Annotated in this window: 30 protein-coding genes; 8 read left to right on the forward strand and 22 right to left on the reverse strand. The window is 37.6% G+C overall.

Annotation, left to right across the window (positions count from 1 at the left end; translation table 11 throughout):
• Window positions 1–231: 231 nt before the first annotated feature.
• Window positions 232–2460, reverse strand: a complete 2229-nt coding sequence (locus tag M8E35_RS16770) for a HelD family protein (protein ID WP_252470400.1) — start codon at window positions 2458–2460, stop codon at window positions 232–234.
• Between the two features lie 286 nt (window positions 2461–2746).
• Between M8E35_RS16770 and M8E35_RS16775 the strand changes: the two genes are divergently transcribed.
• Complete coding sequence (locus M8E35_RS16775; protein WP_252470402.1) at window positions 2747–2956, forward strand: nitroreductase family protein; 210 nt, start codon at window positions 2747–2749, stop codon at window positions 2954–2956.
• 94 nt (window positions 2957–3050) lie between these two features.
• Window positions 3051–3152, forward strand: a complete 102-nt coding sequence (locus M8E35_RS16780; RefSeq protein ID WP_252470404.1) for a putative holin-like toxin — start codon at window positions 3051–3053, stop codon at window positions 3150–3152.
• A gap of 262 nt (window positions 3153–3414) precedes the next feature.
• Here the strand turns inward: M8E35_RS16780 and M8E35_RS16785 are convergent, their stop codons facing one another.
• From M8E35_RS16785 to M8E35_RS16800, 4 genes are all read right to left on the reverse strand, one after another.
• Complete coding sequence (locus M8E35_RS16785; RefSeq protein ID WP_252470406.1) at window positions 3415–3915, reverse strand: hypothetical protein; 501 nt, start codon at window positions 3913–3915, stop codon at window positions 3415–3417.
• Between the two features lie 138 nt (window positions 3916–4053).
• Entirely contained in the window at window positions 4054–4578 is a 525-nt protein-coding gene (locus tag M8E35_RS16790) for a hypothetical protein (protein ID WP_252470408.1), read from the reverse strand.
• A gap of 207 nt (window positions 4579–4785) precedes the next feature.
• Entirely contained in the window at window positions 4786–5133 is a 348-nt protein-coding gene (locus M8E35_RS16795) for a cupin domain-containing protein (RefSeq protein WP_252470410.1), read from the reverse strand.
• Window positions 5134–5377: 244 nt separating this feature from the next.
• A complete protein-coding gene (locus tag M8E35_RS16800) occupies window positions 5378–5845 on the reverse strand; it encodes a hypothetical protein (RefSeq protein ID WP_252470412.1) in 468 nt (155 codons plus the stop codon).
• A 284-nt stretch (window positions 5846–6129) separates the two neighbouring features.
• On the opposite strand from M8E35_RS16800, the gene M8E35_RS16805 reads away from it, so the two are divergent.
• Both M8E35_RS16805 and M8E35_RS16810 read left to right on the forward strand, forming a co-directional pair.
• A complete protein-coding gene (locus M8E35_RS16805; protein WP_252470414.1) occupies window positions 6130–6645 on the forward strand; it encodes a YtxH domain-containing protein in 516 nt (171 codons plus the stop codon).
• Window positions 6646–7021: 376 nt separating this feature from the next.
• A complete protein-coding gene (locus M8E35_RS16810) occupies window positions 7022–7915 on the forward strand; it encodes a metallophosphoesterase (protein WP_252470416.1) in 894 nt (297 codons plus the stop codon).
• A gap of 129 nt (window positions 7916–8044) precedes the next feature.
• On the opposite strand, the gene M8E35_RS26975 is transcribed toward M8E35_RS16810, so the two are convergent.
• Window positions 8045–8170, reverse strand: a complete 126-nt coding sequence (locus M8E35_RS26975; protein ID WP_366946827.1) for a DUF3795 domain-containing protein — start codon at window positions 8168–8170, stop codon at window positions 8045–8047.
• Between the two features lie 120 nt (window positions 8171–8290).
• On the opposite strand from M8E35_RS26975, the gene M8E35_RS16815 reads away from it, so the two are divergent.
• A complete protein-coding gene (locus M8E35_RS16815; protein WP_252470418.1) occupies window positions 8291–8821 on the forward strand; it encodes a hypothetical protein in 531 nt (176 codons plus the stop codon).
• Window positions 8822–9076: 255 nt separating this feature from the next.
• On the opposite strand, the gene M8E35_RS16820 is transcribed toward M8E35_RS16815, so the two are convergent.
• Window positions 9077–9883: a hypothetical protein gene (locus M8E35_RS16820; RefSeq protein ID WP_252470420.1), complete on the reverse strand. Its 807-nt coding sequence runs from the start codon at window positions 9881–9883 to the stop codon at window positions 9077–9079.
• Between the two features lie 79 nt (window positions 9884–9962).
• Here M8E35_RS16820 and M8E35_RS16825 point away from each other — a divergent pair, with 79 nt between their 5' ends.
• Window positions 9963–11204, forward strand: a complete 1242-nt coding sequence (locus M8E35_RS16825) for a hypothetical protein (protein WP_252470422.1) — start codon at window positions 9963–9965, stop codon at window positions 11202–11204.
• Between the two features lie 69 nt (window positions 11205–11273).
• Here M8E35_RS16825 and M8E35_RS16830 read toward each other — a convergent pair whose 3' ends face one another.
• The 5 genes from M8E35_RS16830 to M8E35_RS16850 form a co-directional block, all read right to left on the reverse strand.
• Window positions 11274–12164: a GNAT family N-acetyltransferase gene (locus tag M8E35_RS16830; protein WP_252470424.1), complete on the reverse strand. Its 891-nt coding sequence runs from the start codon at window positions 12162–12164 to the stop codon at window positions 11274–11276.
• Window positions 12165–12185: 21 nt separating this feature from the next.
• Window positions 12186–13109: a DUF2156 domain-containing protein gene (locus tag M8E35_RS16835; protein ID WP_252470426.1), complete on the reverse strand. Its 924-nt coding sequence runs from the start codon at window positions 13107–13109 to the stop codon at window positions 12186–12188.
• Between the two features lie 116 nt (window positions 13110–13225).
• On the reverse strand, window positions 13226–14605 hold the full coding sequence (gene dsdA / locus M8E35_RS16840) for a D-serine ammonia-lyase (protein WP_252470428.1): 1380 nt from the start codon (window positions 14603–14605) through the stop codon (window positions 13226–13228).
• Between the two features lie 84 nt (window positions 14606–14689).
• Window positions 14690–15160: a CBS domain-containing protein gene (locus M8E35_RS16845; RefSeq protein ID WP_252470430.1), complete on the reverse strand. Its 471-nt coding sequence runs from the start codon at window positions 15158–15160 to the stop codon at window positions 14690–14692.
• Window positions 15161–15589: 429 nt separating this feature from the next.
• Window positions 15590–15709, reverse strand: coding sequence for a DUF4023 family protein (locus tag M8E35_RS16850; protein ID WP_073030221.1), 120 nt, complete (start codon window positions 15707–15709; stop codon window positions 15590–15592).
• 382 nt (window positions 15710–16091) lie between these two features.
• Here M8E35_RS16850 and M8E35_RS16855 point away from each other — a divergent pair, with 382 nt between their 5' ends.
• Both M8E35_RS16855 and M8E35_RS27235 read left to right on the forward strand, forming a co-directional pair.
• Complete coding sequence (locus tag M8E35_RS16855) at window positions 16092–16445, forward strand: hypothetical protein (protein ID WP_073030220.1); 354 nt, start codon at window positions 16092–16094, stop codon at window positions 16443–16445.
• Window positions 16446–16798: 353 nt separating this feature from the next.
• Window positions 16799–16984, forward strand: a complete 186-nt coding sequence (locus tag M8E35_RS27235) for a CC/Se motif containing family (RefSeq protein WP_495537917.1) — start codon at window positions 16799–16801, stop codon at window positions 16982–16984.
• 66 nt (window positions 16985–17050) lie between these two features.
• On the opposite strand, the gene M8E35_RS16860 is transcribed toward M8E35_RS27235, so the two are convergent.
• From M8E35_RS16860 to M8E35_RS16905, 10 genes are all read right to left on the reverse strand, one after another.
• Window positions 17051–18118: an ATP-grasp domain-containing protein gene (locus tag M8E35_RS16860; protein ID WP_252470432.1), complete on the reverse strand. Its 1068-nt coding sequence runs from the start codon at window positions 18116–18118 to the stop codon at window positions 17051–17053.
• Window positions 18119–18196: 78 nt separating this feature from the next.
• Window positions 18197–19033 (reverse strand): class I SAM-dependent methyltransferase, encoded by an 837-nt coding sequence (locus tag M8E35_RS16865; protein ID WP_252470434.1) that lies wholly within the window; start codon window positions 19031–19033, stop codon window positions 18197–18199.
• A 640-nt stretch (window positions 19034–19673) separates the two neighbouring features.
• Complete coding sequence (locus M8E35_RS16870) at window positions 19674–19928, reverse strand: hypothetical protein (protein ID WP_252470436.1); 255 nt, start codon at window positions 19926–19928, stop codon at window positions 19674–19676.
• A 369-nt stretch (window positions 19929–20297) separates the two neighbouring features.
• Window positions 20298–21158, reverse strand: coding sequence for a DegV family protein (locus M8E35_RS16875; RefSeq protein ID WP_252470438.1), 861 nt, complete (start codon window positions 21156–21158; stop codon window positions 20298–20300).
• A gap of 102 nt (window positions 21159–21260) precedes the next feature.
• Window positions 21261–21551 carry a DUF3846 domain-containing protein gene (locus tag M8E35_RS16880; protein WP_252470440.1) on the reverse strand — a complete coding sequence of 97 codons (291 nt, stop codon included), beginning with the start codon at window positions 21549–21551 and terminating at the stop codon, window positions 21261–21263.
• 216 nt (window positions 21552–21767) lie between these two features.
• A complete protein-coding gene (locus tag M8E35_RS16885; protein WP_252470442.1) occupies window positions 21768–23000 on the reverse strand; it encodes a (Fe-S)-binding protein in 1233 nt (410 codons plus the stop codon).
• A 23-nt stretch (window positions 23001–23023) separates the two neighbouring features.
• Window positions 23024–23866 carry an FAD/NAD(P)-binding protein gene (locus M8E35_RS16890; RefSeq protein WP_252470444.1) on the reverse strand — a complete coding sequence of 281 codons (843 nt, stop codon included), beginning with the start codon at window positions 23864–23866 and terminating at the stop codon, window positions 23024–23026.
• Window positions 23866–24882 (reverse strand): 4Fe-4S dicluster domain-containing protein, encoded by a 1017-nt coding sequence (locus tag M8E35_RS16895; RefSeq protein WP_252470446.1) that lies wholly within the window; start codon window positions 24880–24882, stop codon window positions 23866–23868. The genes M8E35_RS16890 and M8E35_RS16895 overlap by 1 nt, the downstream gene beginning before the upstream one ends.
• A gap of 10 nt (window positions 24883–24892) precedes the next feature.
• A complete protein-coding gene (locus M8E35_RS16900; protein WP_252470448.1) occupies window positions 24893–25843 on the reverse strand; it encodes a 4Fe-4S dicluster domain-containing protein in 951 nt (316 codons plus the stop codon).
• Window positions 25836–26303, reverse strand: a complete 468-nt coding sequence (locus M8E35_RS16905) for a hydrogenase iron-sulfur subunit (protein WP_073030208.1) — start codon at window positions 26301–26303, stop codon at window positions 25836–25838. Before M8E35_RS16905 ends, M8E35_RS16900 begins: the two co-directional genes overlap by 8 nt.
• Window positions 26304–26339: the final 36 nt, after the last annotated feature.

Consider the following 26339-nt stretch of genomic DNA (forward strand, 5'->3'; position numbering starts at 1 on the left):
CCATTTCTAATCCTCGTTAAGCTTAATTATACCCCGTCTAGTGTTCTCTCAGTTATTGTTTCACGTTCTATTGTACTATATAGCTCGTAATATCGCCTATTGGTAATATGAAAAGGCGTAAAAAAAACGAGGTCTCGTTTTAAGAGCCTCGTTATTTCATAATTAATTGAAATCAGGATTGCAATTGTCAGGTAGCTTTTATTACGCTTCTGATTATCCGGTTCTTCACAGTTAAATCAACAGACTTTTATCTCCTTTATAATAAATAACGAGCCGATGGAGCGCTCGCGTACAGGCAATGTACAGTAATTTTTTATCAAAATCACTCGAATAGTTCTCCTTATTAACATCGTAAACGATCACAACATCAAATTCTAATCCCTTCGCCATATATGATGGAATGACCAATGCACCTTTTATTACTTCTCCGCCCCGGGGTTTAATAAGGGTAATTTGCACTGATTTTTTCAACCGACAATACACCTTTTCTGCATCATTTTGAGTTTTACATATTACAGCTATGGATTCATACCCTTGTTCTGTATACATAGCAATATCCCCGATGATCGCCTCATCCATCGATTCAAATGTTTCTTGATGAAGAACCAAGGGTTCCTCACCATGCCGTTCAATAGAACAATAATTTTGTTTGGCACCTTCACTCAGAAGCTTCTGCGTGAAAGTGTTGATTTCAAGAGTTGATCTATACCCTTTATCTAATGATAGCTTAATCGTTTTATTTTTGCTGAGTATCTCAGAAATATCATCATAGTGTGAACGGTTAATCGTCTTTTCAATCGTCTGCTGAATGTCTCCCAATACCGTATAAGTCGCGTTTTTGTACAAAAGCTTAAAAACCTCATATTGCAGGGGTGAATAGTCCTGAGCTTCATCAATGACCACATGTTTGATCTCGGAAAACAAATCATTTCCTTCGATTTTTAACTTAAGATAAAGAAGTGGTGCATAATCCTCATAGTGCACTTGTCCTTTTCGAAGATTTTCTTGGGTTGTTGTAACTATTTCTTCAATATTCTCTGGGAGTTCTAGACCTTTCGATAACTTAACCAAAAGCCCACGGTTATTGAAAAGCAGCTCATATAACTGACTATAATCAACGTTCGTAAATCTTTGAATTCGTTCCCTAAATGCCTTGGCTTGTTTAATAGCTAATAATCGGCTGAATGACTTTATCTCAAATTCATGCCCTTCACTTTTTTCAACAATCTTTTCCAAGCGTTTGAGTCTATTTCTCTGTAAGGGGTGGACCTTTTCCAAGAGTGTCTTTTCGATTATTTTGAGCTGTTTTGCCATCGGAATACCAATTTCATTGTGTAAAAAACGGTTCTTTAGCTGTTGCCTTGTCGTAATAATCGTTCCGTTGTAATATACATCTTCAAAAACAATGAGCTGATGCCCATAATGCCATAATAGTCTATCAAGAATTTGCTTAAAGATCCTCGAACCTTTAAAATCGATGCTTTGCCGCCTTTGGTCTCCTACGATCTTCGCTCGGGAATGTATCAATGTTTCAAGCTGCATATCTCTAGTTTCTTCACCAAACCTGCCTTTAAAAGCATCTAGTACTAGATCATCAAAAATGCTTTGTCTCACATTTTCCTCTCCGAGCTCGGGGAGGACACTAGAAATATAGTGACTAAAAACAATGTTAGGGGAAATTATGATGACATTATTAGATTGCAGATTGGAATTAAGACCTTCATAAAGGAGGAAGGCAATCCTATGCAAGGCAATCGAAGTTTTTCCACTCCCCGCTACACCTTGTACGATTAAAAGCTCATGGTCCCTATCCCTAATAATTACATCTTGTTCCTTCTGAATAGTTTCTATAATATTTTTCATTTTGGCGGAAGTATTATGACTTAATACTTCCTGCAGTATTTCGTCGGTAATCCTGACACTACAATCAAAAAAATATTTTAGCTTAGAATTTCGAATTTGATACTGCCTTTTTAATGAAACATCTCCCCGACTAATCCCTATCGGAGTGTCATACATCGCTTCTCCTAGTTCATACCTATAAAATATGCTTGAAATGGGAGCACGCCAATCATAAACGTATACGTGACCTGTATCCCTATCCATTAAATTGTAAAGTCCAATGTATATTTTCTCTTTTTCACTGAAACCCTTTTCTGTAAAGTCAAACCGTCCAAAGTAAGGCGAGCTTATCATTTTCTTAAGCTTCTTAATACGCCTTGAATTGTAATTTGAGATCTGATTATTAACTGGCGTGAGATATAAACTAATATCAACAAGACTCTCAAAGTCACTTGAAATATGAACGGTGTTTTCATACATATCCTTTCTAGCTGCAATTAAATCACTCTTTTTCTCTACTAAATCAATCTCTTCCTTTTCCATTTCTTCGTTAATAAAGGCTATTGTTTTAGTAAGATACTCAATTTCCTCTTGATGATTTTCTTGAAAACTGTCCATTAAATCACACTCCTAAAACTCAGAATCCTTAAAACCCATTTGACATCATCTAGACTTTGTGATATGATATTAGTAAGGGAAATAAAGATAATATGGGTTTTTTATGTCTATTTTTTATTATACAACAATAACGTCTTCAAGTATAGTCGAAGTGAGAATATCTTTCTTGTCTATTCTCGCTTCTCTTGTAAGATGTTAAAATTATACCGCAAAAAGCCAGCTTTGAAGCTGGCTTTTTGTTAGCAAATTGTCTTTAATCAAAACCATTTTTTTCGCAGTATAATATGTGAAATTATTATCACCGAAAGATAATGCTCCATTTGCTGATCAAGACTGCGCTGAAGCTGTTGAGAATATGTTATTAGTCGCTACAGCTTTAGGGCTTGGCACACGCTATATCGTTTCTCGATTGAAAGTCGTTGTAATGATTTTTTTAAATACCCGACAAAACAAAAGTCGCCTTATGGACGACTTTATTTTTATAAAACGTTATTAAAGGCATCATTACTGCATATATATTTGTAATAGACATAATTATCATATTTGCGGGCATGCAGCCAAATTTCTCTCTGAAGGGAGGAAGTTGGATCATGAAAACATATGAAACGTTAATGATTGCCATCGGATCCTGTTCATTACTAGTTAGTTTGCTAGTTTTAATCGTGGAGGTGATAAAAGTTATTGTGAGGTGAACTATCTCCTCAGTGGTAAAAAAAGGTAAAAAGTAGCCAGCGCCAAACCGAGCTACTTCTCACCGGCCGATAAGGTTGCCTTGCTCGCACCGATAAGGACACTCCCTTATCTTTTTTTGCCCTGCAATATAATTATGTCGCGTGTCACATTTGTATTACAGATAAAATAAATTTATCTGCTAACCCCAGTCACCGAGTTAAACACGCGTTCGTCAAATAAATGTAAGCGAGGAGGCACTGGTTCTATTAGACTTCTGTACCCTTAAACATCGAGGTGTGAATCAATTACTTTCCATGAGATAGTTCCATTATTTATATCGTAACTTAACAGCATATATCCGGAAATATGTCCATCATCAAAATATGCCAATGCCCACCTATCAGTAAGAAGGTGTATGTCTTTATCATGATAAAAACCCATTGTGCCACCCATAATACCCTTATAGGGAATCAACTCATTATGCATCTTGAGGTCTGCAACAATATCTTTCAGTTGACCTGTATATCCTTTAGCCTGTAATTTAAGCATTGTAGTTTTGTCATAATTTCCTAATTCTAATTTCTCAAGTTCGCTCCTCAATCCCGAAGCTTGAGTGGCACAATCTTCATTTTCTTGCTTTAGTCGACTATTGTCGTTAAATAAACTAGTCTTCTTTTCCTCAGCGTTGCTTAACTTTATTTGGTATTGAAAAATAATGATTAAAGAAACGGCTAAGATTACCGCCATTGAACCAATCCATAGTATTCGCTCTTTGTTTTTCATATCCTCCATCCCCTTCTCAAGTTAAGCTCTGTTCGAAAAAGTTTTGTTAATGTTGCAGTTTTTTAGGACGTTATCATTATAATTCCTTTATTGACTTACTAAGGGCGGCCCAGAGTTCTTGAGCACCTGGGTCCTGCATTAATCCTCTTCTTCTTTCTTTAATCCCGCAGTCCTAATTGCCTTTAGGAAGTTGACTAAACCCTTTGAGCTGAGAAAAATCCATAAACCCACGATTAATTGGGTTATGTCTCCTCCTGCTCCAAGTAATATTTCTGCTGTAGAAATGTTTATTCCTCGACTACTCTTGGTATAAAAAATTGCGATTACTGAAACTAGCCTAGGCAATGAATTACCTACAAAAAATAGACCGAGAACTGAAAATGCAATTCTTTGAATATCACTAGCACTTATCCTTATCCCATCGTTAAAATGAGTTTCCTTCTTTACAATAACTACCGATAACTTACTCGATAGAAGCCATAGTAAAACTCCGAAAAGAATATACATTAACGGATAACTGATATTCAGTAAATTTTCACGAGTCATTTGATGTGACATTGCGACAGCAAAAGAAAGAACATTGGTTGATACGTTAATCCCTTGAATAATCATGTAAATACTAAGAATCTTACAAGCAAGACTTGCTACCTCACGGTTACTCACTCTTCCTCCCCCTTTATTTAAAATAGAACTTGCCGCTGACACAAAATCAGTTCTAAGCAATAAGTAATTATCGAATAATTCCTAATTGTCATCGAAAAGGTTTGTCTCTGTTTATACTATATTCTAGATTTGCGGCGAAACATGGCGAAAAAGCGAAGTGACTCCTAAGGGCCTCCGTAATATTTTTGACCTTTGGTTCCTGTAGGACTACTTATCTCCTTCTTCAGGTACAATACAGATGAAAGCAAATCTTCCCTCGCCAGTATTTGTAAACTGATGCAACTCATTGCTAGGTACAAAAGCAAACGAACCTGCTTCTAACGCATAATCCTGTCCATCTAAATACAAAGACCCTGTACCTTCGAGAATGTAATTTATATGCGGCCAAGGGTGAGTATGGCGAGGAGTATAGCCTCCCTGACCCAGCTCAAATTCGCGCATAACATAGCCTTCCCACCCTTGCCCAGGAGAAATAAGTACTTTCTTGACGGCATTTTTTATTTGATCATTGTCTATAGGTGTTCCTAAAACTTCCCGGTTATGACTTACTATCATTTTTCTACCTCCCTAAATACATCATTCATCCTTGAAATCTTTCGCTTGATTCTCGTTCAATTATTTAAATTGGTTCTACTGTACGCTTGATTTAAACAAACCATATTATAACTTTCCTCACCAGATACTAAATTCCTCTAATACATTGCTTAACAGCATAAAAAAGCAGGCTGACGTTAACCTCTTAGGAGTTAACGTCAGCCTGCTTTTTTATGAGTGGAGCGCTATTCTACAAAATAGCACGTTATTTTTTGTGAAACCTACATGGCCTTAATAAATATGCCCTTAAACTATTAGCTAAAGTTATCAGCTTTTTAGGTTTGGCAATTAAAAAAATCACACCTGCTGTTAAAAGGATACAGAGCACCTGGATAAGTCTCTTAACCGAAGTAGCACTAGTCAATAGCACAGGATTTGATGGTTCTGAAACACGTTGTACTTTTAAAGTTCCTTGCCAATACTTCGGCTTGATTGACAAACTCATTGCTGGGGGAGGAATTTTTCGGTAAGATCTGCTGAGAACTACACTACTGGAAGAGAGTCGTTTTGTTGTGCTTTTAACCGAATATGTAGAGCTTCCAATTATGTTCGCCTTTGAAACCGGACAAGCATGAACTATCCCGGTCGAATCCTTTTGCAGTATCACAACACTTGTAAATGGACATTGGTGTCCCTTCCTGTTATCTGACCTGATAAAACTTTTGTTTAACATTGTCAGCCTCCTATATCCGGGCAACAAGTTAAGTAATATTCTAACTTCATCTTATGTCTTCTTATGGTGTAGTGTTCATGTCCTTGTTAGTCATTCTCTGCAACATTAGTTTAAGCATTGAACCATTGAAACCAGAAGCATTTTATCTCGGAGAGCATATAATAAATAAGACTTGTAAACTTACGACCATGATAGCAACGATTGCACATCAAACAAAGACTTCTAGATATACAAAATAGAGGTTAGCTTTGTAATTTCATGGCGTTAAAAGGAGCGGATAAGAAGTGGGAAAAAATAACGCAAACAAAAAGGGTACGGTAATTAAGGCGGCTATGTTTGGAAGTCTAGCAGGAGCAGTGATGGGCCTATTGCTTGCTCCAAAAAGCGGACAGGAAATGCGTCAAGATCTAGTCGAACAGGCCCATGCAATCGGAGACAAAGCTGTAGATATTAAAGACAAAGCGCAGAGTGTTTGGCAAAATGTTGAGGAAAAAACCCAAGTGACGGTTAATAATGGTAAGAGCTGGATTAACAAAGGAAAACAATTAGTTAGTAACCTGAAGACATTAGTATCTGAGATTCAGCAGGGTGCTTTGACAAAGACTGTTCCTGTTTATGCAACAGAAGAATTTGTTAGTGATAAAGACAGTGAAAGTAATAGTGATATTTATTGTGAAATTGATGCTAATTGTGGTACTGGTACTGGTGCTGATATTGAAACAGATACTGATACTGATACTGATTTTGATACCGATATTGATACTGATAATGACAGTGATGATCCAGGAAAGATATTTTAGACCTAAGATAGTATTCTATTGTCTTATGAACAAATACTGGCATTCCTTTTGATACTTAATTAAATATTTAACGGTAGTTGAAAAGACAGTTTGAACTGTCTTTTTTTTTCGAGTGAGACAATTAAAAGAGTCTTCATATCACCTTACAAAGACTGACCTCATCATCAACAAAATCGAAGGAAAATTAAATGATCAATATGCTCATTAGGGATAAGACGTCCTCTCGTGGAATGAGATTCTAACCCTCAATTAAAGCACCTTTTTTAACTTACTACAATATATTAAGTTAAACAAAGCCGGAAATAGATCATGCTTGTGTAATTTTGACACAAAGATTTCCCTATCTCAGAACTTATCTATTTCGTGGGGGTTATATATGAATAAGTTAAAACGCATTTCTAAAGTCTTTGATTCAGCAGACGAAATTTCCTTTGACGACACCTCTAGGATTGTATTAATGAGTGATATCCATAGGGGTGATGGAAGCTGGGCAGATGATTTTTCAAAGAACCAAAATCTATATTTCGCTGCCTTAACCCATTACTATAATGAAAATTATACTTATATTGAGATTGGTGATGGTGATGAACTTTGGAAGAATAAAAAAGCTTCTGACGTTATATACGTACATAGTGATGCATTTTGGCTTCTTTCTAAATTCTTCAATGAGGGCAGGCTGTATTTAATTTTTGGGAACCATGACATGTGCAAAAAAAGTGACAAATTTGTTAAAAACAATTTGTATCAATACTTTGATGTAAGGGACAAAAAGTACTATCCCTTATTTGAGAATATTAAGGTTCATGAGGGCCTGGTTTTAAGGCATTCAATGACAGATCACAAGATTCTCTTGATCCATGGGCATCAAGCAAGTTTCATGGATTATGAAATGTGGAGGTTATCGAGATTCCTGGTTAGATATTTATGGAGACCCCTGGAGCTATTCGGTGTAAATGATCCAACAAGTACAGCCAAAAACTATCATATGAAAGATGCAGTTGAAAATAAACTTACAGAGTGGGTAATACAGGAAAAACATATGCTTATTGCCGGTCATACTCATAAGCCTATGTTTCCAGAGATCGGTAATCCCCAGTATTTTAATGATGGAAGCAGTGTCCATCCTCGTAGTATAACGGCAATTGAAATTGCTGATGGTTTTATTGCACTTGTTAAATGGAATGTCAAAACAAAGGATGACGGTACATTGTTCATTGGCAGAGAGGTACTAGCGGGGCCAAGAAGATTAAGTGATTACTTTTTATCATAATAACGGGTCCCGTTAAGGAGTTAAAAACAACGAATCACGTTAAAATTATCATCCTTTTATTTCTTCATCATAGACATATGGTTTTTTCTGCAAGGTATTACGAAGTGGTTAAATTCAATTAAAATTCCATTAAGGATATTGATTGCATTCGTTACAGTGTTCTACCTTACGATTGATGGCACAAGCTCTTATTTTACAATGCTTGCAGTTTATGAATAAATTATTCGATTTACACCCATCGCACTTAGCGAATATGAGGGCTCCCCCCTTTCAAAAAAGTATAATATAAGACAACTTTTTCGGGTAGCGAAATGGTATAGCCCCGAATAATCTACCATATATTACCTTTTTAATAGAGATATGGAGAGTGACCTTATGTCTTTAGATAGAATGAATATGTTTTGGAATCAACAAGCAATGCCCCAACAGAATCAGTTCTTTCAACCTTCGGCTGCTCCGGGGCAATTTAGCGGGGGCGCTCCCACTTGGATGTTGAATCAGAGTCAGAGAGTACCGTCCACGATGGGAGGGCAAGGCAGTTTTCCGATACCACCAGGATATAGCCGCAACATGAATATGAATGGTCCCGGAAGCAGTCTGGGGGGAGAAATGCCTAGACATCAAGGAAATTTTGGAGGGAATCTTGGTTTAGGAGCCGGACCACAAAATGTGGGTGGTCAAGGCTACGCCACACCAGGGTATCCGCCTCAAGGCTTCGGGCAGCTACAACAATACCCCCAACCCCAGTTGCCTTTGACTCAAAGTTATCCGTCCCAAGGATATTCCCCCCAGGGATATAATCAAGATTATAGAGGACAAATGCCTTTACAATCTGCATGGGAAGAACCCAAAAAAGGTGGACTTAAAGGTTTTATCAGCAATCTTATGGCAAAACGAAAGAGATAATTAGTTCAACCTCTCTACTTCTGTTATTCTCCATTTCGAGGATTGAGAGCATCGTTGAAAACGGGGAGCTACTACTCCCCGTTTTCTTATATTGAGTATTTATTCTAAGAACAGAGAAAGGTGCAGACGCTTATCAGAAAATAATAAAACCTTCCACATCATGTGTAGAAGGTTTCAACTTATCGCACATAGCACATCCACTCATATCTTGGCCTTATCTATGAGATAATTAGATTTGATTTACCCTGCGAAAGGCTATGCATACTTCGAAAAGTTTATTTCCTCACTTGTTTTTTGGGATACCTCTCTATAGATCTCTAATACTGCTTTATTAATAACTGCTCCAAAATAGGCAGTAATAATTACTCCAACGACAATGCCATTCTGACCCATTCCGGCCAAAATAATAATCGCTATACCTATAAGGGAAAACAAAAAGCCAAAAACAAAGGCCATTTTGATTGTTAATCCTAAGTTTTCAAACAGAAAACTAATTCCCAGCTTAAAATTATCCTTGAGGCTTACTTTATCAACTACTATTGAGTATTGGACATAAACAAGGATGATAAATATGAAATTTAAATAAAATAAATTTACCGATATAAATACCGAAAGTGAAGGGATAATCCCTAAGAGGGTTAGGACAAAAAACTTAAACCATAATTGATTACCATCTCGAAGAAAATCCTTAAATGTTACTCTTTTGTGTCCAGCCTGACTTATCACGGATAAATAACCACTATGTAAAAAACTTGTGATAAGAACAAACGACATAAGGAGCAAAATATTAGTCAGGTTTATTTGATTTATAAGACCTCGAAAACCGCTTGAATTATACTGAAAGAAGATCGAAGGAAAATCCTCCAGAGTGTATCTTATACTAGGTGGAGATGAAATAAACCCTAACTTAAATACTAATTTTGATAAAGGCTGGTACTCAGTCTTAAAAATCCTTTCAAAAAGATTAAGTTCTCCAATGTCGATTATTAGAGGCAGCAAAATGATCCAAATAACCTTATGAATTGATTGAAACTGTTTATTCAACATATCAGTTATAGACATTTTTTACTCCTTTTAGTCCATTAAAGTGTGGTATAATAATTAATTATACCATATTATGGAGGGAGTATTGGGTTAGTCTATGAAAAAATACACTATGCTCTTATTTACACTTGTGGTGATGATAGCTACTGTTATTACTCAAATATCAGAATACAAAACACTTCCAAAACCTGAGTTCAGGGAGCCTTTTCTGGACATTGAATCTACAAAGTTCGGCCAAATTAAAAACATTGTTTGGTTAGATAACTTTGTATCAAGTGAAAATGCTGTCTTAGTCTTAGCCACAAATCCTAAGAATAATATTGTCTACTCTTCTTTATCGTATTTAGATATAGCTAATGGTGAGACTAAACTCTTAGCGGAATTTCCATCTCACCAATTCCTTGACAACATTATTTTATTTGATAATCGCCTCTCTCAAAACAATGGTATAATAACAGCTTTCAATGAAGGAGTTGTTAAAATTACTCTCAATCGGAATGACAACCACATTTTATTCGCCGAACAAGAATTCATGCCTATAGAAGGCTTTGAGAAAGCTAGCAGCATGGATTTAAAAGGTGATCTCTATTACTCTAAACCAAATGATCATTTATTATTTGTAAAGCATTTTGGCCAACCATCTTTCCCTTTTTTCATGAATGATAACGAAGTTGTTAAGGATATGACCTACTTACGAAAGCCCTATCAAATAGTCAATGCTAATAGTTTAGACCGTAAACTGACCTATACCTCTCTCACTGCTAATGGGATTGACCTCTATGCCATGGATTTTGATGGCACTCCCGTGGCTGACTTTAATAAACCCATTATAAAAAACGTCATTAACGCTCAAAGCATCGAGGACAGTTTTGGTTTAATTGGCATGAATTTAATTAAAGAATCCTCTGGTTCCTCTGTTGAGCAATCTTTAAATATCTTTATGGCTCGAAGATATAAAGCTAATTACGATAAAATACTTGTCTTGGATACTATTCCATTTAACACTGACCCTCTAGGTTCAGCACCGGCCTTGGATTCGACTACCTTTAATGACGACTATTCTGTTGTCTATACCAGCTATGATGAAAGCCATAAAGGCAAGCTCACAATATGTAATTATCAGCAAGAACCCAAAGTTATTCTTGAAAATGAGAACCTCTTTGGACCAGTTAGTATTGATAGAAAAAGCATTCTTGATCCTACTGATCCTTTGGCTAAAAGTGATATCAAAAACCCATACATTCTCTACTTCACCTTAGAAAATGACAAGGTTAGAGTAAAAATCTGTGATCAGCATGGAAAACCTGTGAAGGATATTACAAACATAATCATGAACTAATAATAGATCAATATCCCTCTTATTGAATTTATCAATAAAGAGGGATTTGTGTTTGTGATTTTTCCATCTCTAATCGAAGGCAACCCCCAGATACCCTAAATCTTCTGGCATTATTAACGTATCTATGGCACTTTGTACCCTGATCATTCCGAAAGGACGAATGGAGCCTCCTAATTGCTGACCTATGTGGGGTGAGGTGCGCAGCACATATTCTTTTGCAGTAAGTTGTTGCACGATTTGTTTGACAGCTGTGTTAAGGAGATCATCAGGAAGTAAGATTTCTTTGATCAGCACCTTGTCAGAAGTAATTCTTTCAACTGCTAAACACCCCTGTATATCATCAATATTTATAGCGTAGATATCTGCTCCAGAGAGCTGGGACAGTTTTTTCTGGTAGGAAATGTTCTCATCAGGATACGAAATATAAAGACGGCCGTTAAGTTGGCTATTCCTTCTGCGATTATAATCCTCAGAGGTTATTGGTAAAATCGTACAACTGAACGGCTTAGAGACAGGCAAGCTATCTGCTCCTTCTCGACTAAATAGAATCTCCCTAATATATAATCCGTCCTGGTAGCCTTGTTTTCGATAATACTCAAAAAGCTGAGTGTGAGCTGGAACAAGAACGGAAAGTTCCTCTTTTCTAGCCCTGAGGTACTGGTTGTTGCTATAGTCCATTAATTGAGTAGCAAAACCTCTGTTCTGGAATTTAGGGTGTGTTGCGATAGCGTAGAACATGGCTGTATTAAGGCTTCGGTCATCCGGAAACACCGTTCTGACAGGTATCATCGTAAGCATAGCCGCAATCTCTCCATCATGAAGCAATACAACCGTTTCATCCTCTTTATATCGATTGGCAAAATAGAAATCGATATAACTGTCAGGATCTCCAAAGCAAAGTTTCCATATTTCTTTTTGCTGATCCGTCTCACCTTTTCGGGCCAGTCTGATTTCGCACATCAAATTTTATCTCCATCTGCCTTAAACGGCTAATTCTTTAAGTTCAAAGTAAGTAGCCCAGTATTTCTCCTCCATTTTATCTGGATGGTAAGATAACTTAGCTTTTCTTAATCCCTCAAAGCCCATATCCTCCTCACGGTTGACATAAAGGAGTTGGGGATAGTTCTTTTGGATAACCGCAGCAAACTCACGGTTGATCATTTGATAGGCACCCGCTATCTCGCCAAAGGCTTTTTCAATATGGATGACATAAGTGTCCGAATTTAGTTTTTCTCCCATTGTGAAAGCAATTACTTTACCCTCTGCACGAATAAGCCCACCTTCTAAGCCAAGTTCGGTAAAATTGTCAAAGCAACGCCGTACTGCGCAGGTTTCATTGGCGATCTCGTGCCGATTCTCATTATGAGAATTGAGCTTACACCATTGCAGGTTCATTTCCCAGCATTCGGCCAGATTTGCTAATGATATCGGTTCAAAACTCCAATCAGAATTCACCTTAATAAATCGATTGATATAATTGCGCTTAGAGTGAAGTTTATTCCCCTTTAACGTGACTAGCTTGTCCAGAAGATAAACATAATCAAAGTTATCTCGTATTACTTTATACTCGAAGTTATCAGGAAAAACTTCTTTCATTACTGCGATATTTTCGGGGGATATTCCTGCTACTACAAATTCTTGCCCATTGTAAACTGCGTCTTGTTTCAATACTTCAAAGACAGTTTTGATATCGCCCGTACCAGCAGGGAAAAAATAATAGGGGGAATCATCCATAACTCCTTTAACCACAAGAAAGTCATTTACTTGTGCAACCCGATACTTATAGATTTTGGACCATGCAAATATGTTTGTAAAATTTTGATGACAACCACGCATATCAGCAGTGACAAGAAGTTGGTCTATCCACTTCTTGTCACTTATTTCTATTTCTTTAAAGTTAATCATTTTATCCTCCAGTTTAGTATCCTGTTTTTACACTTACTATATAATTTGCCACTTATAAAATCGGTATTCAACTCAGGCGAGTTCACATTTTAATCACTCCCGCTACAGAGTCAATATTAGGTGTTTTTACAGATTGAGCTTAGATGGTGAAATAAGTCGACACCTTTTTGGTAATAATTACTCATTTCTGATTGCGGCACCATGTTGCCGCCGGTTGCCCAGATAATATGAGATGCATTCTGGATTTTGTCTGTTAAACCTTGATCTATTACATATTTGTTTCCTGCATTCGTCATGAATAAATTGAACATACCGGGAGCACCTGCCAACGCTGAGGGTTCAACGAATATTTCTTCTGTATCAGCCATAACACTCAACATTCTATACAACATATTATCGTTTAAAGTGTAAATGCCGCTTAACAGATTTATCATTGTTTTTCCGATAAAGCTTGAAGCTCTGCCTACAGCTAATCCGTCTGCATCCGTGATGTTATCAATTCCAAAGTCCTGAACACATACTTTATCATGTTCACCTGTCATACATCCTATTAACATGCAAGGTGAATGAGTAGGCTCCGCAAAGAAGCAATGCACATAATCCTTAAAAATTAGCTTTAATCCAAATGCTACTCCACCGGGTCCCCCTCCAACACCACAAGGAAAGTATACAAATAATGGATGGTCTTTATCCACAACAACCTTTAGATCTTTAAGTTGTTCTTTTAGCCTTAGTGCTGCAACAGCATACCCTAGGAATAGATTGATTGAATTCTCATCATCAACAAAATAGCTCTTTGGATCGTTATCCGCCTGTCTTCTACCCTCTTCAACAGCTTTGCTGTAATCCGATTGATATTCAATTACGGTAACCCTTTTGCTTCTGAGAAGGTCCTTCTTCCATTGCTTTGCATCGGCAGACATATGAACAGTTACATTAAATCCTAATTTAGCACTCATTATGCCGATACTTAATCCCAAATTTCCTGTAGAGCCAACGACAATAGAATAGTGGGAAAAGAAATTTCTGAATATATCATTGTCTAAAACCGAATAATCGTCTTCCCTAGAAAGCATTCCAAATTCAAACGCTAAATCTTCTGCATGCTTAAGTACCTCATAAATTCCGCCTCTTGCTTTGATTGACCCAGAAATAGGGAGATGGCTGTCACATTTGAGCAACAAGTTTTCACAAATTATTTTCAGGTTAAATATTTCCTCCATTTGTTTTTTCATACGAGGAATTCTGATAATAGGTGACTCTATAATACCACCTTGTTCTTTTGTCTCTGGAAAGACTTTGGCGATATATGGAGCAAATTTTTTCAGTCGTTCGTCAGCAGCTTTTACGTCTGCTTCAGTGAGGGAAATCTTTAAAATGGCGTCATTATATGCTTGATATTGTGGATTTATCCAGAATACTTCGTTAGTATTGATTATTTCAGTAAGCAATGGATATTCTTGTTGCCAACGCTCAATACTTTTTCCTAAAATCATATTAATCCCCTCAAAATTTCAGATAGCTTCTAATCTTAGTATGTGATAGCCAATTCTTTCTTTCAGCAACCTTGTTGCTGATTTTTAATCTCGAAGTTCAGTAAACGAACTAGGTTTAGGTCTTTCCATAGTATTCACGGTGTCTGCTTTTCTTTGGATCAAGATTTTAGAACAGTATTCAATTATTTCCCGACGACGTACAATTCCGATAAAGATTTGCTGATCATCCACGACAGGCACAAAATTCTGCACTACCGCTCTGGAAATTAAATCCTCTATATGGGCTTCGATCGTTACTGGCAAATTCTGAACATGTTGTTTTACTTCGCTTAGAAAAATATCCTCCGTGTTTTCAAAGGATAAACCAGGCGTATTTTTTAACTTCCAGAGTAAATCTCCTTCTGTTATCGTTCCTGCATATTTTCCCTCGTCATTAATGAGAGGGACCGCCGAATAGCTATGATACTCCATTCGTTCCAAGGCTTGACGCATCGTTGCATTTTCTTTTAAAAAAACGATGTTCTTTTTAGGTATAAGAAAAAATGCTACATTCATTAATATTTACGCTCCATTTCGGCTATCTATTATAAAACTAGGATTAATTATATACCATACAGTTAGAAAAACTGAAATGAAACTTTGGTTTTTTGAGTAACATAATTATAGCACCGACCTTCTATTATTAGAACATCAGTGCTATGTTCATTCATTACCTTGTCACCTAGAAACCAAACTTGGAGCCTGTAAATTGTTGATCTAAAAATCAACCTATTCTAGCCTCTTTTAACGTAGGCCATAGTTGTTGATTAATAACGTGTACTAAATAGAAATCTAAGGAATCTGTCTGAAAAAGGTTTGATTTGGCATTTAATCGCTCCACTTAGCAAAGTATAACCACGTGTCATTTTGTGATTATATGAGTACATAGTCACAATGTCAAGCTTGTTAATAAACCATGATCTTGAAAGACCATGGTTTATAGAACTATTTGTTAGTACTATGCTGCTTACTGGGTAACTTCTTAGCTGGATTTTCATTATCTTGATGTTTCTTGTTTTTTTCAGCTTTTGCTTGAGCATCCTGTATTTTAGCCAATTCATCCATTGATTTACCCTCCCTTGATTACTGAACCTTATCTTACTTTAACCATACATCCTCAAAAACATGCTTGCAAACATCATATAAAAATTAACTCAATCTTTACTCCCTCGTGTCCACTGATTGGTATACGTCTGCGATATGGTGAAACATAATTATGTAATTGATTAGTGAGAATTATAATATTGGAGTTATTGCAAGATTTTTGGTGGAGCAAATAAATGCTGTTGTTTTTTTCAACATTATATAGTATAATAAAAAAGCGAATTAATCAATTCATAAATTATTTGAATTCAAAGCAACCTGACTGGCGGGACTAGGAGCAGAATCCATCCCAATGGTTGTTGCTTGTTTTTTATTTGGGTGTCACTTTGAAAGGAGTCAACTAATGAGCGATAACATTTCTATGAAAACTGAGCTCTCAAGGTCAATTATTGAGAGGTATTTAGAAAGAAAATTGAAAGATACTGAAATTCTGCACCATCTTAACGAAGTCAATGATGACGACAGAACTGCAAACCTTGCAGTGTTCATTGATAGCGCTCATCATGCGAAATTCCACAAGGCCAAAAGGAAATCTCTCTATATCCCTGAAGTCGGACGCACCAGAAAAGAGATCGAATCTAAAATGTTAGAGAAGTACGGAATAGTTTTTTATGGACCGTTATACAATAGTGATAGAGAAAAAATGCTTAAAAAGCTGGCAGAACGAACAAAAAGAGAACTAGGTTTAATCAGCTAGCATATATCAGTTTATGAACTATTTCTCATAACTTATTGGTACTCTGAAGTTTATCAATTCCAAGACACCCACTTCTTCAAGTGGGTGTTCCTTATTCTACTTGCTTTTGCTGAACGAGTTCACTTTGCAGGTACCATAGGTGAGAAGCTAAATTTGTCTCAACCACTTAAAGGAAGTATAATACGTTATAATAATGCTGATTACAGGAGGAATCCACTATGTTTTTAGTTGACAAAGAGGCCTTGCAATATATCAATTCCAAGTCGAATTCTATAGTTATTGACTTGAAGCCAAATCCGTCTTCAGGCGGATGATGTCCCAGTCCAAACGTAACAGGTCGTTACGTTCCAAAAATCTCTATCAGAGAACCACATTCAAATAGACAACTCGAATATAATGTTCTCGACCAAGATGGAATCAAAATCTACTATTCAACAAAACTTAAAGTAAGAGATGGCTATTCGGATATTAAAATTAAACTGAGAAAGTTGTTATTTTTTAAATGGTTGGAAATAGAAGGAGCAAGTATAAAGAAGTAAGAGATATTTAGAAACATCTCCGAGCCTTCCAGGCGATGGACATGACTCAAACAGGACGTTGGAAGCTTAGGGTATCGCCAAGGTTGGCACAATTTCATAGTTCTCAGTAGTTCGTATTTGAAAGCCCCAATGAATACTGTCCGGAGTTGTTACGGTCTCTCCCATAAGCAGCTTAATAGCAAGATCTAAGAAATTCACCCCTGTAAAACAGGATTTATGAATCCCTGCTGACATACGGGTGTTTATTTCTATAAGATAGGCCTTGCCTCTGTGATACTTAACTTGAATATTGTACAGATAACTCAAGGAAAATTCCTTAGTTAGTTTTTGAGCTAGAGCAATCAAATCTTCTCGATATTCAATGTTCTGACGATACAGGTCTAGCTTTCTCCTAGGAATAGCTACGATAAGTTCGCCCTTATTCCCTAAACAATCAATGCTAAACTCATCCCCTTCCAAGTATTCCATTACTATGAAGGGGTTTACATTTTTGGAGTTCTGTAATACCCGTACTATCCTATCCATGGCGATTGTCGGACCTGTTGTTTTATAAAGCTCATCTACTTCTTTCATATCCTCTAAGATTTGTTTGAAGCCATCTCCGCCAATTCCAGAGATAGGCTTCAAACAAGAACTGCTTCTGTTTTTTGTTATATCATCATGTGCTTTTTCAAAGTCCACATAGTTTCTGATACAAAATGTTTTTGGGATAGCGACAATATCAGTATCTTTTAAAGCCTCGTACGTTTTTAACTTATCGTCAAGAAGTTGGTAAGTTGCACTGTTCCCGATAAACATTACCTTAACTCCAAGTTGTTCAAACTGTTCCTTAAAGTTGATTAAAGTGTTTACATTATATCTTGGTACAAACAAGTTAATATTGTTTTTAAGACAAAAATCTAAACAATAGTTAGCATAGTCGTTTCCATGAAGAGATGGTTCCACTTCGAAATAATCTGCAACTTCTTCTAGATAGTTGTTTGCACAAACATGAGAAATGAAGATCTTAAACTTATTGGAATTATTATTGCTTAAAAAGTATTTAATAACTTTGTGAGTTGAGGAAAAACAACGATTAAAATAAATATTGATTGTCACTTGTTCAGTGCTGTTTGCTTTGGCTTTGTTATACATAATTAATTTGCATCCTCCTATAGGTCCACTCATAGGATTAGCAAAATCATAAAATACATACGTTGCATACGAGCATTACTATGCTTTTCTTCGAAATAAAACTTGCCTAACCCAATCCTTGAATCCCAATTTCTTGGGAGTGGGTTTGCGACCATAAATAAGGCCAAATCCAAAGTAGCTACGGTTCTTCTTCATGAAGCCGGCATTCTTTTGCAATCTGGGCAATAAATTAGGCTGTCTTTTGATTTTAGTGGTAAGGTCTTTTATCAGTAGCCAATCCTTTTTGAGTTCATTCATAACAACATTGCCATTATCTTTTAATACTTGAGGATTTTTAATTTCAACATCCTGAAATCCAGCTTGCTCTAAAGCATTATGCCACTCTTCGAAGGACAATGGATTAGTGCCAGAACCGAAGCACTGTTCCATCTGATGTCTAAGATTAGCAGGCATTTCTTTTAACAATGCCATTTCTAGGTCAGCTACTCTCCCCTCAGGCTTTAATACTCGATAAAATTCCAGATAAACTTTGACTTTATCTAAAAAAACGGTAATAGATTCAGCAATTATTAAGTCAAAGTGGTTATCGTTAAACGGCAGATCATAAACATCTGAAACACTAAATTCAACCAAATGAGATACTCCTTCTTTTTCAGCCCTTAGTCTTGCTTTTTCAATCATTTGAGGACTAATATCTACGCCTGCAATTTTGCATCCCACTGTTTTGGCTAAATGACAAGCTGTTAGACCACTTCCGCATCCTGCGTCTAGCACATATTCCTCAGGTGTGACTTGTATTGCATCTAAATTAAGTTTGGTAGCAGGAAAGCCTCCGGGATGGGAACTTCCTATTCCAAGCCAAGCAATCAGTTCAAAATAGTTCATTTCCTCCACTCGTTTGTTTTCATATACCATGTATAACCCTCCTTCCGAAGGTATATGGTATTATATTCCATGGTCGAGCTTACTGGAAACTTGTTCATTCTTCATAATAAGAAAACTAATTTGAGTACTGTAGTACATAACCATAGGAAGATCATATAGGCGAGAAAGCAAATTATTGAATCTTCATGTTTATTTGCAATAAGATCAGAACAGAAAATTATGCCTATTACTGTTAAGATTAGATCGACTAGAACAGATATTGTGTAATTGGCTATTGAATCACCACTGTAATATGCAACCAGTAGATCTAGAGCTGAAAGGACAGATACAGAGATTAGAAACGTATTAGCTATTAATGTCAATTTAGATTTTGTTCTAGATTCGGTTTTTTCATTAAAATCCAATAGACTTGCTTTTGAGACAGACATGTTATTCCCTTCTTTCATTAAACTATTTAATGATTTAACTATAGCACCCTGTACAGACAAATAAATGTTGCGGCCAGTCAGGTCAAGAAGTGAGCTCAGATAGAACAATAATCCTGGTAAAAACAAAAGACAGATAAGTTACCGCCCAAAAAGCGGTGGCTTATCTGTCTGAACATTTCTATTTTCTTTTGTATCTTCAAGTCCTAGAAAAACTATACCCTAGGTAAAGAATAGGCTATGAATTATCTTAATTTTTTCACATCAATCGTATCATGAATCACTTCAGATTTTATATCGATGATTTCCCCAAAAGTATAGACTTGTGACCTTGAATTATGGTGTTTAGGAAATTTCTTTTTCGGAAAGTAATGTCGATAAATTCCGTAAAGACTCAGCGTTGCTGCACCAACTAAAATAATCCCAAAGGAAAAAATCACAGTGGTGATAACAACAAATAGAATCGCAAGGGACCATAGAATTCTATTAAGTTTTGGCAATGCGAAAACCTCCTTTATCTTAACCCTCTTACCATCCTATTACATTGTATCATAAGTGCTTACAGTTTTAAAATCAATCGACCACTTCAACTAATTCTCCATCCTCAAAATTGATATAAAAACCGGCTTGACGTGTACAACCTTGCACACCACATGTTCCACTTCAAACATTTTCCAGCATGCTGCGTTTAATCTTATATTTCCCTGCGCAGATTCTGCATATTTGGCTCCATGCTTTTGTTCCGTCAGCATGCTTGGGATTAGCGTTTTTAAATATTATTCCATTGTATTCGTACATCATGATTACCTATTACCTCTTTCTGTGCAGTTAGTTAAACTCGATTGGAGTGTCATTTACCCTATATTATATCATTCTCTCATAGCATTTTCTGTATAATAAGCAATTGCAATTGCACCTGGACCTACATGTAACCCGATGACCGGTCCAATATCCATGACATCTATATCAACTTTCAAATTTTCCTTGATTATTTTAGCTAGTTCTATCGCTTCATCGAAACAGTTAATATGCAAAACAACAATTTCTCCTAAACCATACATACCTACATCCAGCATCATTCTATCAACCATAGCCTTAACAGCGTTATTCTTCGTTCGAACTTTCGTTAAAACCGTTGTTTTACCATCTTCTACAGTTAAAATCGGAATGATTTTAAATAAGTTTCCTATTAACGCACTAGCGCCACCAATTCTGCCACCTTTTTTCAAGTACTCCAAATTTTCCGGAATAAACAAAAATCTGCTTCGTTTGATATTTTCTAAAGCTGCTTCTTTAACCTGCTCCAGGGTTTTGCCCGCCTTAGCAGCTCTGGCTGCTAAAACAACGGCAAATCCAAGTTGCATGCAGTTTGATCTAGAATCAACGATCTCTATTTGGGCATTTTCATATTTCTCTAAAACCATGGCTTTTACTATTTGACCAGTTGATACAGTACCACTCATATCTGAAGACAAGAAGATGCAGCAAAGGCTATCCCCCATCTCAATCGCACTTGTCATTTCTTGATACATTTCCCCAACTGAAGGTTGTGAAGAGGTTGGAATCCCTTTTGCATCCATCATTGTGTAAAACGTCTTGTTATCTATGTCAATTTCCCTCATACTATCATTTCCAAATGAAAGATTTAACGATACCATTCTTATGTTTAATTCTTTTCTAGTTTCTTCTGGCAAGTAGCTTGTGCTATCTGTCAAAATTTGTACAGCCATCCTTTTAGCTCTCTTTCATTACATGCTAATAAGCTGAATGCGCATGTATTAATTATCTCTATATTATACCTTTATTAACTCACTGTGTAATTTGTTTAGAATTTAATTATAGACTTCCAATAGTGTGGTGATATCTTCTTGACTAAGTGATACAGGCTCCGGAGGATCTACTCGGACAATGATGAAAGTTCCCTCAATATCTGATCTTCTGAGGGGCTTTTTGAGAAGAGGTTTGTTGCCATTGTATATTATTGAGCACCCAGGACGCACACTCTCTGCAATCTCAAGATAACCTCCGATTGTCAGTTCGAACGCTTTAAGGTTATTGGGCATTTCTCGAATATCTGGAGATTTTCCAGGCTCCACTACTAGAACCGTTATCCATTTAACCATTTTTCCTCCCCCAGCATCCTTCAATAAAACAAAGTGAAGGATTATGAATTGATAAGACATTCTATCAGATTCTGAACTATACGGGAAGCAAAAAAAGCCCCGTACGCGCGGTTATTTTTCCGCCGACGGGGCTTTCTGATTCACTTTAAAATAAAGCAAATAGTATTTTTGCTAATGCCACGGTTCAAGACATTCAGCAAGGACAACCAGACTGGTCTACTCTGCTGCAGGACTCTCCGGCGCATCATCGGGTACTAATGCATTTTCAATGAGAGTACTGAGATGGTGCATTTTCATTTTAAGCTTGTAGAACTTATTCATGTCATTAAACTGGTCAATGCAGTTATGACAGGGAATACAGCCAATTTGTGCCCCAGTAGCCAATAATTGATCAACTTTAGGTTTAGCTTTAATCATACGCTGCTGTTTGGTCGCAGCTACGGCTAAAGCGCCACCGCCGGCTCCACAACAAATGTTATACTTGCCATCAGGATTCATTTCGCGATAATCCTCAACGACATGTTTAATGACATAGCGTTGCGGTTCATAGACTCCTTCTTTACGAACCGTATTACAAGGATCGTGAAGGGTCACTGGGAGAGGATTTTTGCTCTTATCCAGTTTTAGTCTGCCTTCTTTAATCCAATCGGCGTAAAGTTCGACAATGTGGCGGACAGGGAATTTTTTCCCTTTCCAGAAAGTACGCTCAAACATTTTACTGGAGCGGAAAGCGTGACCACATTCTGTAACGATTAGTTCTTTAGCATTTAAGCGCTCTACTTCTTCAAAGAGCGGTCGAGAAATTTCTTGAAATTCATCATTCTTTCCTGTGAACAGACAGATATTCGTTGCGTCCCAACGTTTACTGCTCAGGGTATAATTTGCTTTCGCAGCGTAAAAGACATGTAAAATAGTCTGCAGTTCATGAGGATAATGCTTGACCTCTCTGGCGTTAAAGCCAAACATAAAATCTGCATCCGGCTTGTCGATAGGAATTTTATAATTTGGATCGTTCAGTTCTTTCTGAAGTTCCTCCTCAAGCCATTCCAGAGTTTCATCATAATCAAGTTGTTCTACAGCCATTTGGTTACCCGTACGGATATGGTCATCGGCAATGATTTGTAAATGACCGGGAGGCACAGGAGTTTTTCCTCGGAAAGCTCTTGTTATAGCTGCAATATTCACACCCATCGGGCATTCTACGGTACATCGTTCACACATATTGCAATTCCAAACGAAAGGATCGTTAGCCAATTCTTCCCGCATGCCAAGGGCTACTTTGCGAATGAATTTACGAGGGTCTTGATCCTCAATTAAATCACTATACTTACATCCCGCAGTACACATACCACAAGAAAGGCAATTGGAAAAATCATAGCCTTTTAATAATCCAGCCATTTCATCTCGCAGGGTAGGGTCTAAGTCTTTAACTCTAATGGGTTCAGCCATTCTTACTATCACCTCCGACTTGATTAATATTCATTAGGTAATTCTTTTAATTGAGCCATAGAGAAAACCGGGCCATCTTTGCATACATATTCTGTACCAATATTACAACGTCCACAGATTCCTAAACCGCACTTCATGCGCATTTCTAATGAAGTGTATATTCGCTCAGGAGGGAAGTTGAGTTTTTCTAAGACTGGCAATGTGAATTTAATCATAGCCGGTGGTCCGCAAACAACGGCATAGGTGTTGACTGAAGAAGGAGCAATTTGCTCAGTTATGCTGGGAATAAAACCAACATGTTTATTCCAGCCTTCTGCCGGTCTGTCAATGGTGGTTACCAGATTAATGTTTGGGTTGTTTTCCCACTCGGCTAATTCTTCCTTGTAAAGCAATAAGCCAGGGTTTCTAGCACCGTAAATAACCGTAATATCACCATAGTCACCGCGATGTTTAGGATCAAGCATGTATTTAGCAAGTGAACGCAGAGTCGTAAAGGCAAAACCTCCACCGATAATGACAATATTTTTCCCTTTAAATTCTTCGATGGGATAATAATTGCCCATTGGTCCTCTAACCCCTACCATAGTTCCTTCTTCCATGAGGTGTAAGGCATTAGATACGCATCCTACTTTAGCAACCGAAAACTTTAGAATTCCAGGCTCAGTCGGAGAGGTTGCAATTCCAAAAGGTGCTTCGCCATGACCATAGGCACTTAGTTCTGCAAACTGCCCCGGCATATATTTAAAGTTTTCTTCATCTTGTTTATTGAGAAACTCCAGTGTAAAGGTATTGATCAGCTTATCTTCGGTTTCTACTAAATTTTTAACGAGTTTCATGGTTATTGGGATATATGGATTCAGTTGCATCATTCCACCACCAATTCTGCTTTGTTAGCCCCATCAATGACTTGTCGGATATCCATATTAACTGGGCAACCTTTTATGCAGCGACCACAGCCTACGCACGACATAGACCCATTGTTGTGGACAAAATAGTTAAACTTGTGCATCATCCGCTGACGCCAACGAGTCTTTTTATTATCCCGCGGGTTATGACCAGATCCATGAAGTGTAAAGAGCGGGGCCATACAAGCATCCCAAGTTCGAACTCTCGTGCCTTCATTTTTGCGCACTTCCTCGGAAATATCGAAGCAATGGCAGGTAGGACATGAGAACGAACAAACATTACACCCAATGCACTTTTCTTGGAGAGTATCCCAGTAAGGATTATTAAACATCTTGTCCAGCTTACTGGTGGTGGTTGATACATCGACCTTGCTCGAGGTCTCTGCGTCCTTAATTTTGTCAACTAAGGCTTGTTCATCTGCAGAAAGTTCAGAGAGCGCTTCGAAACGAGCAGCTACGGCTTTCCCTTTCTCTGTGATCACTTCAACGTCGTAGGAATCTCCAAGATCAATTAAAAAGATATCGGACCCTTCACTGCCAGCCGGAGAAAGACCAAATGAGGAGCAAAAGCAAGTAGGAGCAATTTTGTTACACGCTACCCCGATTATGACAGATTTATCTCGGCGTTCAAAATAATATGGGTCTGTATACTGATCATTTTTGAAGACCATATCTAAGAGTTGCATCCCTTTAGCATCGCACGGTCTAATTCCAAAAAGAACTGTATTTTCTACCTTAAGCTCGCTCTTAACGGTTACATCTTTACCCTCTTTTTTATAAGACATGAGTTTTTCATGTTGAGGAAAAAAGAAGGCTTTGGGAGGAAGTTTAGAATTTAGATAATCTTGCTTAACTTCTGAGAAGCTTTTGACTCCTTTGAAAGCAATTCCGTTAGCATCACTAACCGGAGCAATTATTTGGTACTCAGCGACTAAAGCATCAAATGCCTGGCCAAATTTTTCTTTACTTATCTTCATTATCTTCACCTCACTCCTTTACCAAGAACTGTTCTGGATCATTTGCGCTGTATTCATTAAGAGCAGGTTTACCCTCTTCACTGATACCGGATTCATGGTTATACATGACGTATACATCTTTCGTCATTTTACGGTTCAAGGCGCGGATGTCAACACCTTGTGGACATGCACGACTGCATGCACCGCAATCAACACATCGGCCAGCTAAGTGCATAACGCGGCCAGCTTGGAAAAGGAGATTTTCGGCACGATTTACTCCGCCAGTGAGCCATCTTGGAGAATTGCAATCCACAAAGCATTCCTGACAATAGCATAAAGGACAAGCATTACGGCAGGCATAACAGCGAATGCACTTGCTCATTTGCTCTTTGAAATATTCTTGGCGCTCGCTGTCAGATTTGCTTTCCAAGGCTTCTACGTCTGCAAAGGCAGCAGCTTCTTGAGATACTTCAATCGTATCGCCAATATGAAGGTCCTCCATGACAGGGTTAGGGTAACGGCAGGTTTGACAGGTAGCATCCTTTACTTCCGTAAAGAGATACTCTTTATCCCCTTCCATTCCTTTTACGGATATTTTACCGTCGCTGATACTAGCTTCGAGAATTTCTCCCACTTCAGCTCCGATTTTTCTTTGATCAATGACACCGTGACAGGAAACTCCAATGATGTATAAGTCATCTCTGACAATTTGATTTTCTTGTAACAAGACTGCTAAAGCGCGACTGTCACACCCTTTGGCGACAATGGCTTTTTTTCCGGGAGTCTTAGCTACATAAGTCGCTAAATTATTCTCGCAAGTTTCATCCCATATCAAGGAGTCAACCCCTTCTGAAGAATGAACAAAGCAAGGAGTCGCTTTTAGTGGTAAGGACCCTTTTTCGTAACCGATGACAACGTCTACTTTGCCTTCAGCCAGTAATTGACGGGCCGTTTCTCGGATATCGTTAATGATTTTATTCATCCGCTGCACCCCCGTCGACTACTTTAAAGATTCCGTTATTAGGACCAAGAGCACTGACGCGCTCGGTAACCCCTTTAACAACTTCAGCAAAGCGGCCGCCTTCTGCTGCTGATACCCATGAAAAACTGATTCGATCTTCTTCTAAACCAACATGGTTTAGTAAGGATTTAATAAGCGCAAATTTTCTTCTTGCTACATAATTGCCGCTAATATAATGGCAATCTCCTGGGTGACAGCCGGAAACCAAGACTCCGTCTGCCCCATTAGCCATTGCTTTCAAGACATATAGGGGATTAATTCGACCGGAACATGGGACTCTGATTGTTCTAATAGTTGCAGGATATTGAATTCTACCGACACCCGCTAGATCTGCTCCTGCATAACTGCACCAGTTACACAAGAATGCCGCAATTTTTGGTTCATACTTTTTATTTTCAGTTTCTACCTGAATTTCTCCCATAATCATCTACCTTTCCCAATAGTTATTAGGTGCCCA

It is taken from the genome of Desulfosporosinus nitroreducens (genome assembly GCF_023897015.1).
GTDB classification, from domain to species: domain Bacteria; phylum Bacillota; class Desulfitobacteriia; order Desulfitobacteriales; family Desulfitobacteriaceae; genus Desulfosporosinus; species Desulfosporosinus nitroreducens.